Origin of the sequence: Legionella sp. PATHC039 (genome assembly GCF_026191275.1) — a bacterium.
GTDB classification, from domain to species: Bacteria; Pseudomonadota; Gammaproteobacteria; order Legionellales; family Legionellaceae; genus Legionella; species Legionella pneumophila.
Genome location: NZ_JAPHOP010000001.1, coordinates 1,257,137 through 1,271,494, shown reverse-complemented (window position 1 = coordinate 1,271,494; position 14,358 = coordinate 1,257,137). Strand labels below are relative to the sequence as shown.

Sequence of the window (14,358 nt, the reverse complement as noted above, 5' to 3'; positions counted from 1 at the left end):
ATAATCACCAATAGATAAAAGACTTTATTGGTGATTAGAGTTTTTTGCTGGTTTCCTCCTTTTTTAGCGCTATCCCCTTGAAATTTAATAGATCAACCCTATATGAGAAGTTAATTATTCGAACACAACTATTAACGGGGAGATTGTTTAATGGTTAGCAAGCAGCAAACTATGGGATTTCAAACAGAGGTAAAGCAAATGCTTCATTTGGTTGTGCATTCGCTTTATAGCAACAAGGAGATTTTTCTTAGAGAGTTAATTTCTAATGCTTCTGATGCCTTGGACAAGTTACGATTTTTAGCTTTATCAAACGGTTCATTGTTTGAAAATGATTCTGATTTGAAAATTAGCATCCAGATTAATGAAAAGCTTCAAACCATTACCATCAGCGACAATGGCATTGGCTTAAGTTGGGAAGAGGCCGTAGAAAATTTGGGGACAATTGCAAAATCTGGAACAAAAGAATTTATTAGCCAATTAACTGGTGAACAGGCAAAAGATTCTCAACTCATAGGACAATTTGGAGTGGGCTTTTATTCCGCGTTTATCGTTGCTGATAAAGTAACAGTTAAAAGTCGTCGTGCTGGATTACAACCTGAGGATGGAATTGTATGGGAGTCTAAAGGTGATGGTGAATTTACTATAGGATATGAAAAAAAATTGACCCGTGGTACAGAAATTACTTTGCACTTAAAACCTGAAAACGATGAGTTTTTAAGTGATTGGCGTATTCGCGGTATTATTAGCAAATACTCTGATCATATTTGTTGGCCTATTGTGATGAAAAAGCTTTCAGAGGAAGGCAAAGAATCAAAAGAATTTGAAACAGTAAACAAGGCGACGGCACTTTGGACACTACAGAAATCTGAAATTACTGAAGAAGACTATAAGCAACTGTATAAGCATATTTCTCATGATTACATGGATCCATTAACCTGGTCTCATAACCATGTTGAAGGAAAACACGAGTATATTACTTTGCTTTACATACCAGCCCATGCCCCATTTGATTTATGGCAGCATGAAGCCAAACATGGACTAAAGCTTTATGTAAAGCGCGTATTTATTATGGATGAAGCGACACAATTTTTACCCCGATATTTACGATTTGTAAAAGGGATTGTGGATGCCAGTGATTTACCGCTTAATATTTCTCGAGAAATATTACAGGATAATAAGCAAGTAGAGTCAATTCGAGCTGCATGCACCAAACGTGTTTTGTCTATGCTTGAAAAAATGGCTACCAATGATAAAGAAACCTACCAGAAGTTTTGGAATGAATTTGGACTTGTGCTAAAAGAAGGACCTATTGAGGATTTCGCTAATAAGGAAGCGATTGCCAAGTTGCTTCGTTTTTCTACTACAGCAAGCGGTAGTGAGAAACAAGAAGTATCGCTGGAGGAATATGTTAGTCGCATGAAAGAAGGGCAGGATAAAATTTATTATATTACCGCATCCAGCTACAATGCTGCTAAAAATAGCCCTCATTTGGAAATATTCAGGAAAAAAGGTGTTGAGGTATTATTGCTCAGTGATAAAGTCGATGAATGGCTTGTTGGCTATATGAATGAGTTTGCAGGCAAAAAACTGCAATCAATTTCAAAAGGCAAGATTGAATTGGGGGATGATGAAACTTCCGAACAAATTAAAGAACAGGAAAAAACCCTGGAGCCATTGATTAAGCATATTAAATCAGTTCTAAATGATCGAGTTAAAGATGTATTGCTGACTAATCGTCTTACTGATTCCCCTGCATGTGTTGTTGCTGATGAGCAAGACATGGGATTGGAAATGCAAAGAATTTTACAAGCTGCGGGTCAACAGGTTCCAGTGAGCAAGCCTATTTTTGAAATTAATCCGGATCATGCCCTGATTAAGCGGTTGCATGATATTCAGGATGATAACCAATTCGAATTATGGGTTACTATGCTGTTCGAACAAGCTGTGTTGGCAGAAGGAGGGCAATTGGATAATCCCGCTGATTTTGTGAATCGGGTTAACAGACTCCTGGTTTCCTGCTAGTATTCCATTGGGCTGACAATCAATCCCGGATGAGAACAAGTCATTATCCGGGATGAGTTGAACATAAAATAAAAAGGCTCATTTATGAGCCTTTTTATTTTTAAATTTTCCTTACTCTTCAGTTAAGCGAAAATATTTGGTACCGAAATATCTTTGTAATTTCTTTCTGATCGTACCGCGACTAATACCCAACATCTTGGCTGCTTGTAATTGATTTCCACGACGTTTTTCCATTACAGCTTGTAATAGAGGTGGCTCAACTTCTGACAGGATCATATCATAGAGATCATTAATTGATTTGGATTTATTTTCAGCAAGAAAGCGGGTAACCAAACTGTAAACTAAATCCTGTAAACCTTGTTCTTGTTTAGTGGATTGAGTTGTAGCTTGTGTATCAATGACATTCATCTTAACTTCCTTATTATTTAATTAAATCATACAGTCCAATTGCTTACACATGTAAATGAAAGCAAAATTAATTGTACATGAAGGCTAAATGATAATCTAGATTTTCACATCAAAACTATGCATTTTTTTCAGGCAATTCTGCCACTACAAGATCAAAAAGAGAGCAGTCAGCCTGGCTGGAAGACAGAGATTCCTTTAACTTTGCCAGTTGATTAATCATCGACTTGGGTTGGTTAGGATCACTATGAAAATTGGAAATATATCTTGATAATTCAATTTCATTGCAATCGTATTGCAAAAATTCAGGTACCATCATTTTATTGGCTAACAGATTACATAAGCCCAAAAACTTAACTTTAATAAAATACATGGCAGCAACATAAGTAAGAAAGGACGATTTGTAAATAATGCACATTGGTTTTTCCAATAAGGCACATTCCAATGAGGCAGTTCCAGAAGCTACTATGACAAAGTCAGCAGCAGACATGCATTCTATTGCCTGTCCCTGGATAAAAGTAACAGTAAGATTCTGATTGCTGAAATAAGCTTTTACTTTATCAGGATTGATAGTTCCAGCGATAGGGACTACAAATCGAAGTTTGGGGTTGTCTAGGGTCAGCAATTTTGCTGTATTCACCAATATCGGTATGTGGCGTTCAATTTCAGAATGGCGACTCCCAGGCAGCAAGGCAATAATTGACTCATCTAAAGGTAATCCCAAGAAAGTTCTGCTCGAGTTTTTATCCTTGGCAGAAGCTATCTTTTTTACTAAAGGATGTCCTACAAAATTGACAGGAACACCTGCATTTTCATAGATAGTCTTTTCAAATGGGAAGATGACAGCCATTTTATCGATGCTATCTTTAATAAGATGGATACGTTTGCCTTTCCATGCCCATATTTGAGGGCTGATGTAATAAATAATTTTGAGCCCCAGTTTTTTCTTTGCGTACTTGGCCAATCTCAAATTGAAAGCAGGGTAATCTACCAAAATCAGCAAATCAGGTTTTTGTGTGCTCAGGTGCTGTTTGATATCTTGAAAGGCTTTATGGAATATTTTCAGGAAAGGAATTATTTCAGTCAAACCGGTTACAGCATAACGCGTTAAATCTGAAATTAAATGAACCCCGGCGGCTCTTAAGTGCTTTCCGCCAATGCCACTAATTTGCAGGTTCGGATAAACTGCTTTTAATTGCTTTACCAGCTCGGCAGCATGGTGGTCACCAGATTCTTCGCCTGCCACTATGACAACACGACTAGCATTCGGCATAGCGTTCCACAAGGTTATTATTAATTAAAGCGGTGATTTGTTCGGCTGTTTTCAAAGCATCCCTTCCTTCTTCACCTGTAACAAGCGGCACGCTATCATTTTCTATGCAATTTAAGAAAGCTCTGATTTCCTCCAGTAATGCATCTCCTTTTTCAAACTCCCTTTGATCTCTGGTGATATCAGGTATTCCAGGGAACATTTCTCCCGTGCCTTTTTTAAATACGGCAAGCTGTTTGTTTTGGTAATCAATTGAAATATAAGAATTCTCCTGAAAGATTCTTGTTTTTCGTTCCGTTTTGAAACTGATTCTGCTGGCTGTTACATTTGCTACGCACTGATTAGCAAAGCTTATGCGTGCATTAGCGATATCAATTGCTTTTGTTAATACCGGTGCTCCTTGAGCCGTAATGGATTTAATAGGGCTCTGAACTATATTTTGAATAATGTCTATGTCGTGAATCATCAAATCAAGTATCACGTTTACATCAGTTCCACGGGGGTTAAAAGGTGCGAGTCTCTGCGATTCTATAAATAATGGTAATTCCAGATATTCATCCAGGGCAAGGCGAGCAGAATTGAAGCGTTCTAAATGGCCTACTTGTAATTTCACCTGATGTTGTTTTGCAAGTCGAATCAGTTCCTCAGCCTGGTACACTGTTTCAGTAATCGGTTTTTCAATCAGAACATGTATCCCATGTTGTAAACAGAATTTTGCAATTTCAAAATGCTTGTTGGTAGTTGCTGCGATACTGACAGCGTCTACTTTGCCAAACAGGTCATGGTAATTGATGTATGCCGGAACATTTAACTCACTGGACACCGCTTCGCAGACTGTAGAGTTTACATCACAAACTGCAACTAACTCCGCATTAGGAATTAGTTGATATTTTTGGGCATGAAACCTGCCAAGATAACCAACACCAATAACTGCACAACGAATTTTATTCATCTCATCATCAATTGATAATTATTTGTACTTATGATCGCATTTCCTTAGTGATAAATCAATTGTATTTCCTATGTTATCATGCCAGATATACAGTAATTGAGGCATTTAAAACTCCAATCAAACTCCTGAGATTGGTTCAAATCAAAGAAGTCGATTCTTGTCTTGCACTTGCATTCAATAGCTATTATCTTACGCCTAATTTTTCGCAGGGAGCAGTTAAATGAATACTGAGCTAAAAATATTGATGGCTGGGGTCGATGAAGTGGGGAGAGGACCACTTGCAGGTGCCGTTGTGACTGCAGCCGTTATTTTAAAAAAACCAATAAATGGGCTTACCGACTCAAAAAAATTAAGTCCAAAACAAAGAAATTTATTAGCAATTAGAATAAAGGAAGAAGCGTTAGCTTTTGCCTATGGGAGAGCAGAAGTTGAGGAAATAGATCAATTAAATATTCATCATGCTACTCTATTAGCTATGCGAAGGGCAGTTGAATCTTTACCCATTCAGCCAGACAATGTCGTTGTCGATGGAGCTTTTACTCCTCGATTGAACATACCATGCAAGGCTATTGTCCAGGGAGACAGCTTGATACCTGAAATTAGTGCGGCATCCATCCTCGCCAAGGTATTGCGTGATGAAGAAATGGTAGCTCTTGATAAAATATATCCAGGATATGGTTTTGCAGAACATAAAGGTTATGCAACCCCTGTTCATAAAGAAGCGCTAATGCGTTTGGGTCCTTGTAAAATACATAGAAGAAGTTACTCCCCTATTGCGGATTTGATTTCAAAATAAAACTCTGGGTGGCATTAACTTGGAAAAATACCGCCCAAATAAAAATACATAAGAAATAGCTTTTAAAATGTCATAATATGATTTATGCAAATCAGAGCAAAAAAAATTAAATCAATTCAAGCTATTAAATAATATACGGTGTGAGCTTATCGACATTAAAATTCCAAAGCTTGCCAGGAAAGTTACCATAGCTGTTCCACCATAACTGACGAGCGGAAGAGGGATACCTACAACTGGAATAATCCCCATGACCATACCAATATTGACAAATGCAGAAAGGAAAAAGGTCATGGCCAGACTGGCTGAAAGCAGGCGCGTGTATGTAGTTTGTGCATTATTGGCAATATTTAAACTACGTAGGGAAATTAAGACTATCAGCGCCACAATAGCAAATCCGCCGGCAAATCCAAATTCTTCGCCACTTACCGCAAAAATAAAATCAGTAGCATGTTCTGGCAAGAAATTGAGGTGTGATTGGCTACCTTTTAACCATCCTTTACCCATTAGTCCGCCTGAGCCAATGGCAATTTTGGATTGAATAATGTGATAGCCAGCACCAAGTGGATCTTGTTCAGGATCAATCAGGGTATACACCCTTTGTTTCTGGTAGTCATGCATCAGATTCCAGACAACAGGAATTGCTGAGCACATCAGTAATGCAATTAATAATATGATTTTAAAACGTATTCCTGCCAAAAATACGACACATAAACCTGCAACAGTAACCATAATTGCAGTACCTAGATCAGGTTGCTTTGCAATAAGAAGAGCCGGAATAAAAATAATCAGGGAAGCAATACCAATTGAACGTATGCTGCTTGGATGAGATTGTCGGTCGAAAAACCAGGCGGCCATCATAGGTACAGCCAGTTTCATAATCTCGGAAGGTTGAAAACGAAATAACCCCAGTTCTAACCAGCGCTGAGCCCCTTTACCAATTTTACCCATTAGCATGACTGCGATTAACAAGCTTAATCCAACCCCGTAAATCCATGGGGTCCAGATTTTATATTTATGTGGCGGGATAAATCCCAGTACAAACATAATTAGAAAGGCGAAGAGCAGCCTCATGGATTGGCGCATGATCATGCCCATATTGGCATTTGAAGCGCTATAAAGTATCAAGAGTCCGAAGGCAATAAGGGTAAGTATTAATCCAAGTAATGGAAAATCCAGATGCAGGGACTTTGCTGTAAAACGATATACGGGCTTAGTCGTTTGTCTACTCATGGTGTTTTCTTAATAGGATAAAGTTGATAATAAGTGTCAAGTACCTTGCGTGCTACAGTGGAAGCGATAGTATCATTTTCAACTACCACCGCAATGGCAATTTCGGGTTTTTCTACTGGAGTAAATGCAATAAATAAAGAATTATCCCTCAAATGCTCAGGTATGTCTTCGTATTTTGCCTTTTCATATTGTCTTCCGCTGTATACTTGTGCTGTACCTGTTTTTCCTGCTACCGGGTAAGGAGGATTTCTGCCAAAACGGTAGCCTGTTCCTTCATTACTGGTTAGTACGCTATGCATCGCATCAATCACAACATCCCAGTTTGCTTCATCTCTCAGGGAAACTGGGTATTCTTCAAAAGGCTTGTATTCTTCCGTTTCATTGGTATCACTGTTTACTGTTTTTATCAGTAGGTGAGGTCTAAATCGTTGTCCATGCTGGCTTAGGGAAGCTGTGGCATTAGCCATTTGCAAAGGGGTTGCCAGCATAAATCCTTGTCCTATTGCAGAAATGAGAGTATCTCCTGGATACCAGGATACTCCTTTAGTTTGTCTTTTCCAGCGAGCGCTAGGTATTATTCCATTTGCTTCTTCATGAAGGTCAACGTGTGTTAGTTGTCCCAAGCCAAATTTTACAAGCATGTCCTCAATGTTAGAGATTCCCATTTTATTACCTAGTTGGTAAAAAAAAGTGTCACAAGAGACGGTAATGGCTCGTTTGAAATTAATGACCCCGTGGCCTGTTTTTTTCCAATCACGGTAAACATGGCTGGAAGTAGGGAGTTTGTACTTACCGGGGTCATATATTTCAGTGGTCGTGGTAATGAAGCCTTTATCCAAACCAGCCAACCCAACAAACGGTTTGATTGTTGATGCAGGCGGGTAAACACCTCGAACTGCTCGATTAAAAAGAGGGCGTTGGAGGGCATTGGATAACACTTTATAATCTGCTTTACTGACTCCGCTAACAAAAATATTGGGATCAAAACTTGGAGAACTCACCATCGCGAGTACTTCACCATTCCGGGAGTTTATGACTACTACCGCACCGCGTTTATCTTTCAATGCATTATAAGCCGCTTCCTGAAGTCTGGCATCGATACTTAAATACAGTTTCGCTCCTGAATGAGGATTGACTTTATTTATTATTCTTAAAGTGCGGCCACTGACATCAGTTTCTACCATTTGATAACCCACTTTGCCATGCAGAATATCTTCATAGTATTTTTCAACACCGGCCTTGCCAATAAAATTGGTAGCTCGGTAATTAGTGGAGTCCACTTGCTTGAGTTCCTGAATATTAATGCGACCAACATACCCCAAAGCGTGGGCAGTAATCTCCCCAAGAGGATAATGACGCATCAATCTCGCTTTAATGCTCACACCTGGAAAATGATACTGATTGCTGGCAAAGGTTGCCACTTCTTCCTGGCTTAATTTTAACTTGATAGGTATGGGAACAAAAGAACGATTTTGTAATCTGGTTTTATTGAAGTTATCGATGTCTTCGTCTGTGATTGAAGGAATTAACTCTCGAAGTTTAGCTAAAGTTTGTTTCATGTCTTTAACACGTTCAGGAGTGATTTCAAGTACATAAACAGGTATGTTTTCAGCGAGTAATACTCCATTTCTATCCAAAATAACTCCTCTTGGAGGAGCAATGGGTATCACGCTCATTTGATTTTTTAAAGATAAGGTTTGGTATCGTTTAAATTCTGATATTTGCAGGAAGGCCAATCTTAAAATCAGTATTAATGATAAAATAATCAGAATTGCAATTAATAGATTAAGTCTAAATCGTTGATGTTGGGATTCAGCACGATAGTTTTTAAATGATTGATTCCGATACATCGCAGAAAATGTTGTATGACAAAACAAAAGTAGGAATAGTAACTGAAATTACTGATTTTTACCAATTATAAAATACTTACTCTGCATGTTATTTGGGTATGATTTTGCATTAATGTGCTATTGTCTCGATTACTCCACCGCGGAGTATGTTCTGCTTGAATTCATAAAGTTCTTGATATTTACAACCAATTAAAGTAAAATAATTTTACATTATGACTAAAATTAGTAAAAAATGAAATTTACGCAAGATAAATTTGAGAAGTTTGATGAATTAACCAAAAATCTCCAAATCGAAACAGCACAAAATTTATTAAATCGTGGTTTAGTAAACTTGACTCAGACATCAAAGCATCATTTAGTATTATTTAAACCGATGGTTGATGTTCGTAAGTTACTGCACTGCGTAGTATGTGGTGAGCATGCTAAGGTGCAATCAATGTTACAGAAAGACTGTAGTTTAATTTTCAAAAGAGGTAAAGTCACAGATTGCTCTGGACGAGAGTTTGAGAGTATCAGTGCTTTTGAATATGTACTGTGGGCCTTGGATAAACACATGTGGACAGCAATGATTGCGTGCATACCAAGCAACGAAGAAAGTAGGAGAGTATTCGTGCAATTGCTTGCTCAATACAATAAAGTTAATACAGATGGAATCACTTATAGACTTAATGGGAACACCATAACTGAACAGCATTTTGATTTCGAAAATACCATCATTAAAGAGCTTAAAACTCAAGTAAAAGAGATGAAAATGCAAGTAGATTCGGTAAACGCTCCCAATCCGACTGGAGATGCCATTGATAATTGGGATGCCATTGATAATCAGTGGAGAGAAGGTATTGGTGGTGCACAAAAACTGCTGCCGATGCATGTTGTTGATGAATACTGCTCTAATGAACCCTTTTATCCTGTGCCTCAATTTTCCTCTCAGCCAAAATCATCGAAACAATTCTACAATTGGACTACTAAAAAGGATGAAGATTGGTTTAACCTGAATTCTAAGATGGGGGTTGATTTAGCTATATATAAAGGTCGCGGTGATCGTACCCTGGGGTGCCGGCATGCAGGCATAGCGGCATCTCGTGATGATTTGGGAGCTATATCGGCATTATCTGAAGTAAGAACAATGGACTTTATTAAGCTCAAATCGCTACTTGAAGAGCGGGCTACACTGGATAATTATCACGGAGTTGTCCCAATGTGATCGAGTTGACGACATGTCTATGAAGACGCCTGGCGGTGTAAGTCGCCATATGTTCATTTCAGCATGAGTACAAAGCCATATAGGATAACCAGTGTGATGCTATTCTCACCCACATAGACTTTTGATACAAATCATTGATGATTTCCCACAGAAACCTACTTAACAGGAAAATAGGGGGTTGTTAACAAACTAAAAAGTGCAATTAATTAAGAGGCATCTGTATTGGTACTGATATTTGATTTTTATGCACTTTTATTTGAGGACAAACTTAAAGATCCCTTAATTATAGAGAAACTCACTCTATATGAGGTTTCTACTACTTAGTTGATTATCTTGAGAATCCTCTAATTTTTTTTGCTTATATTCGGTTACAACTGCTTGATAAGCATGTGCTACCGATTCTTTGGAAGCAAGTCTGGATTTCTCTGTTATTTTTTCCAAATCACTTTGAGTTAAGAAAATGCAATCTTTGTTTTTACCTTGCGGCGTTTTCATTTGACCGGGAAAAGTATGGCTGTTAATCCCTTGTTCTGATAGTTTTTTTGCAAATATCATTGCTTCTTCAGGACTATTGAATTTGATTTTAATAGCTTGAGGATCATGTTTTACAGTAGCTGTAGATATTCCAATATTGTCTACAATTGACAAGTTAGTTTCAGTACTTAAATTTCCCATTATACTTTTTATGGCATAGTTTGTTAATAAATGAGTAGCATCAATTTTTGTTTTATGGCTTGCAGTAGAGGAAAGAAACTGATCAAACTCTGTTTTCCCATCTGGCAGGACGGGAATTTTTTGTTGATTTAAGGCCTTTATAAGTCCGCTCAAGCCAGCAGAATTGATGGAAATCGGTATAGGAGAAAAATTTAGGATTGAAGTATGCGTTGATGAGCTATGAGCGATTATTGAATGCGACGAGTGCATTTTTTGACTTAGTTGTGCAAATCTGGTGTCATTGGTTGTTGTGGCTTGGTTTGCGTGACCAGCTAATTTTGCAGGAGCTACCAAATTGGTTCCTAATTGAGATGTATCAATCTTAAGATTATCTGGAGTCGTCCCAAGTTGTGCAGCTGCATTTGCACGTGTCTTAATTAATGTTTTTTGAAAACCTGACTTGAATTGAATCTCTGCTTTGTCGTAGCTTGTTTTTGTAGAGGGGTTGTTTTTAATTGATTGTAAGGATGGTGTTCTTTCTGTAACATTTATCTGGCCATTTGCAACCATATTTGCAAATGCTGTCTGCGTATTTCCCAGAATATTTGTGCCTGTGCCATCGGGGCCTGTTCCCCAGTTTTTTTCAACTTTTTTTGCAGTACTCGTATCCTCAATAATAACAGCTGCTCCCTGACCGTCGTTGAATCCTTTTCCGATATCAATGGATTTCTGGATAGAATCTCTAAATTCAGATGATTGAGCATATTTCGTTGCATTGATTTGCATTTGTACATCAACTTTATCTCTGTCCCAATCGGGAGAGGGTTGTCCAGGGAGAAATTGATAGCGCAATTTATGAGATGGAATCTTTTTGTTGAAGTCTAAAATCTCGCCTGGGTTGGTCATTGTCTCCCATTGCTGACGATATTCCCGTTTGGCACTGGGAGTCAATTTTTGGAAATGAAGATAATGTTCCGATGTTCTAAAGTGTACCTTTCCGATATCAGGATCATTAAAGTCAAAACCTTGACCATTATTATCATGAAAATTACTTAATGCATAATTATCACGTCCTTTTGTGTAACCTGAAACACATGTATTTTCCCTATTTTGAGGGTTACCATTTTTAAGATATAACTGCCCCCCCATAACCACCTCTAATAAAATGTTTATGATTATATTATATACATAAAACACAATATATATCAATATTGTTTATAATGTAGCAAAAAGAGCCTATTAGTTTGTGCTCAGAATCATAGCGATAAATGTTGATGATAGTAACTGCGCTTTTATAAGCCATAATTCTTTTCTGATGTTCTAATGGTTATACTAAAAACCAAAATAAACCATTCTCACTCCGGTGTTTAAAGCGAGTATAAATTGTATTCCAGTTACCATAACAACCCGGATTATCCTGCCAACTTACTCCGATTCTTGATACATACAATACCGAAACCGATAATTACTCACTCTTGCAGGACGGCAGAGACGTTTTAATGCATTCCTATACGAGGCTCAATATGCTCAATAAAAATGTCTTTCTTTGTATTTTTTAAACGTATGTATATTCTTATTTATGATAAGGATGGTTGTTAATGATAGACCATGCTCTGTAGAGGGATTCCAGCAAAATAATGCGAACCAGAGGATGAGGAAGGGTTAATTTGGATAACGACCAGCGTTCATCGCAAAGAGTCAGTATTTCATTGGATAATCCTTCTGGGCCGCCAATTATAAAACAAAGGTGACTTGAAATTTGTTGTAATTGCGTCAACTTAAGTGCTAATTCCTCGCTGCTAAAGGATTTTCCCAGCATGTCCAGTGCAATGAGGCGAGCATTGGCAGGAAGGGTATCTTTAGTCAAGGCACTTTCTTTTTCTAGTATTCTTGCTAAATCCGAGGATTTATTACGACGCAGCAAAGGGATTTCGATGAGTTTTATCTGGATGCCATCATGAAACCTCTTTGCGTATTCATTAACTCCAGAGTTAACCCAGTCGGGCATTTTATTGCCAAGAGTGATAATGGTAATTTTTAGCATAGATAATGTCAGGAGTTACCTGGGTGTTCTTCCCATAATCCTTCAAGGTTATAAAAATGTCGGGATTCTGGTTGCATGACATGCAATATGATGTCTCCAAAATCAATTAAAGCCCAATCACCATGTTCTATTCCAGTAGAACTCAAGCAAGGCAGACCAGCAACCTTCATATCTTCCAAAACTTTTTGAGCTATCGATTTGACATGTCTGGATGAACGGCCTGATGTGACGACCATAAAATCAGTGATTGTTGTTTGTTTATGCACATCAATGATCTTAATATCTATCGCTTGAATGTCTTCAAGAGATTTTAACAGTTTTTCGAGCGTAGGATTTTTTTCAAGCATAACTAAGATATATTCCGTCAAAAGGGTTGAATAATATCAACAATTGATTTGTATAAAAAGGGTTTTAGTTTTCAAGTCTGGAAAACTAAAACGTAAAAATCTAATTATTGTTTTTCGCATATCTGAATATGAGTCAATAAAAATTTAATTACAGCAAACAATACCAGGCAGCCTAACGTAGCAATGAATAATATACTGAGTTGTTGGGTGAATGCTGTAGCGTAGAGCGTTTTTAAAACGATTATATTTGTCTCTCCAGTAGGAATGGCAGTCAGATCGGCTAATTTTCCTGAAAGGAATCCTCCTATTCCTAATGAAACGAAAAAGATACCCATCATGGTGCTTACCTTGTTTTTGTCAGCAAGTACAGTTATTGCTGACAACCCTACTGGTGAAAGCAGTAATTCAGCCAAAGAAATCATCAGGTAGGCAGGGATGATAAGAAGGGGTGAAATCAAAATGGATTTATCAACTACAGTACTTACAAAGGCAATAATTGAGTAGGCGAGTGTCATGAATACCATAGCAAGTACAAATTTTTTCCCGGTACTTAAGCCTCTTTCAATCATTGTAAGACTATGGTGTTTTTTTGCAAGAAAATAACCAATTATTAACATGCCAATACTTTGCACTGTGATGTAGTATGGAGGGGGAAAATCGATACCTAAAAAGCTTGGCTCGACTACTCGCGCAATAAATAATGTTAAAGACATGAACATCTGAAAATAAAATGCCCAGAAAATAACAGAGATGATGCACAATAACCCGATAACTAATGTTTGCCTGGATTGATTTGCACTTTCACGATTTACTGAATATAAAATGTAACTGGCTGAAAAAAGAACTACAAGTCCAAACATGATATTCGCCAGCTGAGGTGAACTTAAAATATAAAATGACAATGACCAGAGAAAAACCAATAACACAAAAGCTGAAATGATTTTACCTGGTTGGAAAACAAAAGGATTATAATCCTTAATTTTGTACTGATGTATTCCAAATAAAAACACTACAAATGCGATGATTAGCCCGATTGATGCACTGGTGAAGGAAGCAGACCAGCCAAAATACTCACTAAACTTGCTTGGCAAAGTTGTTCCGAGGATTATTCCTGTCGTGATGCCCATATAAAAAATAGTAAAACCACTTTCTCTTTTTGTTGAGCCAACTGGATATTCATTACCTAGTAATGAAGAAATGTTAGGTTTTAATAAACCTGTTCCTACAGTTACTCCTGCAAGTGAAGAGGTTAATGCCAGAGAATTATCAATCAATGACAACATGCAATAACTTAAAAACAGAACAATAGCACCCAGCAATATAGCGCTTTTTTGGCCTATTAATTTATCAGCAATCCAGCCTCCTACTAATGGTGAAAGGTAGGTGAGTGCTGTGAACGATCCTACTAAAGAATAGATTTCTTTGTCCGGCCATTTAAAGTGCAAGGCCAAATAAAGTGCTAATAAGGATTGAACTGCGTAAAAACCATAACGTTCCCACATTTCGGTTGTAAAGTAGATGCGGAGAGATTTTGGGTGTTTTTCCATATTATTTAAGTAACTACGATTAAATTAATTTATTAAA

At 37.6% G+C, this 14,358-nt stretch carries 13 protein-coding genes; 3 read left to right on the top strand and 10 right to left on the bottom strand.

The annotated features are described in order from the left end of the window. Positions 1 to 150: 150 nt before the first annotated feature. Entirely contained in the window at positions 151 to 2,022 is a 1,872-nt protein-coding gene (gene htpG, locus OQI99_RS05745; protein ID WP_265731476.1) for a molecular chaperone HtpG, read from the top strand. Positions 2,023 to 2,133: 111 nt separating this feature from the next. Here the strand turns inward: htpG and OQI99_RS05740 are convergent, their stop codons facing one another. The 3 genes from OQI99_RS05740 to OQI99_RS05730 all read right to left on the bottom strand — a co-directional run bounded on the left by OQI99_RS05740 (position 2,134) and on the right by OQI99_RS05730 (position 4,649). Then, positions 2,134 to 2,430, bottom strand: coding sequence for a helix-turn-helix domain-containing protein (locus tag OQI99_RS05740; protein WP_010947100.1), 297 nt, complete (start codon positions 2,428 to 2,430; stop codon positions 2,134 to 2,136). A 115-nt stretch (positions 2,431 to 2,545) separates the two neighbouring features. Continuing rightward, complete coding sequence (lpxB, locus tag OQI99_RS05735) at positions 2,546 to 3,700, bottom strand: lipid-A-disaccharide synthase (RefSeq protein ID WP_265731475.1); 1,155 nt, start codon at positions 3,698 to 3,700, stop codon at positions 2,546 to 2,548. Beyond that, complete coding sequence (locus OQI99_RS05730; protein WP_061513506.1) at positions 3,687 to 4,649, bottom strand: Gfo/Idh/MocA family protein; 963 nt, start codon at positions 4,647 to 4,649, stop codon at positions 3,687 to 3,689. The genes lpxB and OQI99_RS05730 overlap by 14 nt, the downstream gene beginning before the upstream one ends. A gap of 220 nt (positions 4,650 to 4,869) precedes the next feature. On the opposite strand from OQI99_RS05730, the gene rnhB reads away from it, so the two are divergent. After that, entirely contained in the window at positions 4,870 to 5,445 is a 576-nt protein-coding gene (gene rnhB, locus OQI99_RS05725) for a ribonuclease HII (protein ID WP_265731474.1), read from the top strand. Positions 5,446 to 5,556: 111 nt separating this feature from the next. On the opposite strand, the gene rodA is transcribed toward rnhB, so the two are convergent. Next, complete coding sequence (gene rodA, locus OQI99_RS05720) at positions 5,557 to 6,675, bottom strand: rod shape-determining protein RodA (RefSeq protein ID WP_010947104.1); 1,119 nt, start codon at positions 6,673 to 6,675, stop codon at positions 5,557 to 5,559. Continuing rightward, positions 6,672 to 8,525, bottom strand: coding sequence for a penicillin-binding protein 2 (gene mrdA, locus OQI99_RS05715; protein ID WP_265731473.1), 1,854 nt, complete (start codon positions 8,523 to 8,525; stop codon positions 6,672 to 6,674). The genes rodA and mrdA overlap by 4 nt, the downstream gene beginning before the upstream one ends. 232 nt (positions 8,526 to 8,757) lie before the next feature. Between mrdA and OQI99_RS05710 the strand changes: the two genes are divergently transcribed. After that, the gene (locus OQI99_RS05710; protein WP_061481460.1) at positions 8,758 to 9,729 is read left to right on the top strand and encodes a hypothetical protein; all 972 of its coding nucleotides are present in this window, start codon (positions 8,758 to 8,760) and stop codon (positions 9,727 to 9,729) included. 300 nt (positions 9,730 to 10,029) lie between these two features. On the opposite strand, the gene OQI99_RS05705 is transcribed toward OQI99_RS05710, so the two are convergent. From OQI99_RS05705 to OQI99_RS05690, 5 genes are all read right to left on the bottom strand, one after another. Further along, positions 10,030 to 11,580: an NADAR family protein gene (locus OQI99_RS05705; protein ID WP_265731472.1), complete on the bottom strand. Its 1,551-nt coding sequence runs from the start codon at positions 11,578 to 11,580 to the stop codon at positions 10,030 to 10,032. 130 nt (positions 11,581 to 11,710) lie between these two features. Further along, the gene (locus tag OQI99_RS16235; RefSeq protein WP_080445702.1) at positions 11,711 to 11,833 is read right to left on the bottom strand and encodes a transposase; all 123 of its coding nucleotides are present in this window, start codon (positions 11,831 to 11,833) and stop codon (positions 11,711 to 11,713) included. Between the two features lie 123 nt (positions 11,834 to 11,956). Beyond that, a complete protein-coding gene (gene rlmH / locus OQI99_RS05700) occupies positions 11,957 to 12,427 on the bottom strand; it encodes a 23S rRNA (pseudouridine(1915)-N(3))-methyltransferase RlmH (protein WP_061475988.1) in 471 nt (156 codons plus the stop codon). An 8-nt stretch (positions 12,428 to 12,435) separates the two neighbouring features. Then, on the bottom strand, positions 12,436 to 12,774 hold the full coding sequence (gene rsfS / locus OQI99_RS05695; protein WP_011213673.1) for a ribosome silencing factor: 339 nt from the start codon (positions 12,772 to 12,774) through the stop codon (positions 12,436 to 12,438). 104 nt (positions 12,775 to 12,878) lie between these two features. Next, entirely contained in the window at positions 12,879 to 14,321 is a 1,443-nt protein-coding gene (locus tag OQI99_RS05690) for a peptide MFS transporter (RefSeq protein ID WP_061481457.1), read from the bottom strand. Positions 14,322 to 14,358: the final 37 nt, after the last annotated feature.

Bases quoted from the DNA above. Each gene is read 5' to 3' on its own strand.
- htpG (WP_265731476.1), top strand. From the start codon at position 151: ATGGTTAGCAAGCAGCAAACTATGGGATTTCAAACAGAGGTAAAGCAA.
- OQI99_RS05740 (WP_010947100.1), bottom strand. From the start codon at position 2,430: ATGAATGTCATTGATACACAAGCTACAACTCAATCCACTAAACAAGAA.
- lpxB (WP_265731475.1), bottom strand. From the start codon at position 3,700: ATGCCGAATGCTAGTCGTGTTGTCATAGTGGCAGGCGAAGAATCTGGT.
- OQI99_RS05730 (WP_061513506.1), bottom strand. From the start codon at position 4,649: ATGAATAAAATTCGTTGTGCAGTTATTGGTGTTGGTTATCTTGGCAGG.
- rnhB (WP_265731474.1), top strand. From the start codon at position 4,870: ATGAATACTGAGCTAAAAATATTGATGGCTGGGGTCGATGAAGTGGGG.
- rodA (WP_010947104.1), bottom strand. From the start codon at position 6,675: ATGAGTAGACAAACGACTAAGCCCGTATATCGTTTTACAGCAAAGTCC.
- mrdA (WP_265731473.1), bottom strand. From the start codon at position 8,525: ATGTATCGGAATCAATCATTTAAAAACTATCGTGCTGAATCCCAACAT.
- OQI99_RS05710 (WP_061481460.1), top strand. From the start codon at position 8,758: ATGAAATTTACGCAAGATAAATTTGAGAAGTTTGATGAATTAACCAAA.
- rlmH (WP_061475988.1), bottom strand. From the start codon at position 12,427: ATGCTAAAAATTACCATTATCACTCTTGGCAATAAAATGCCCGACTGG.
- rsfS (WP_011213673.1), bottom strand. From the start codon at position 12,774: ATGCTTGAAAAAAATCCTACGCTCGAAAAACTGTTAAAATCTCTTGAA.
- OQI99_RS05690 (WP_061481457.1), bottom strand. From the start codon at position 14,321: ATGGAAAAACACCCAAAATCTCTCCGCATCTACTTTACAACCGAAATG.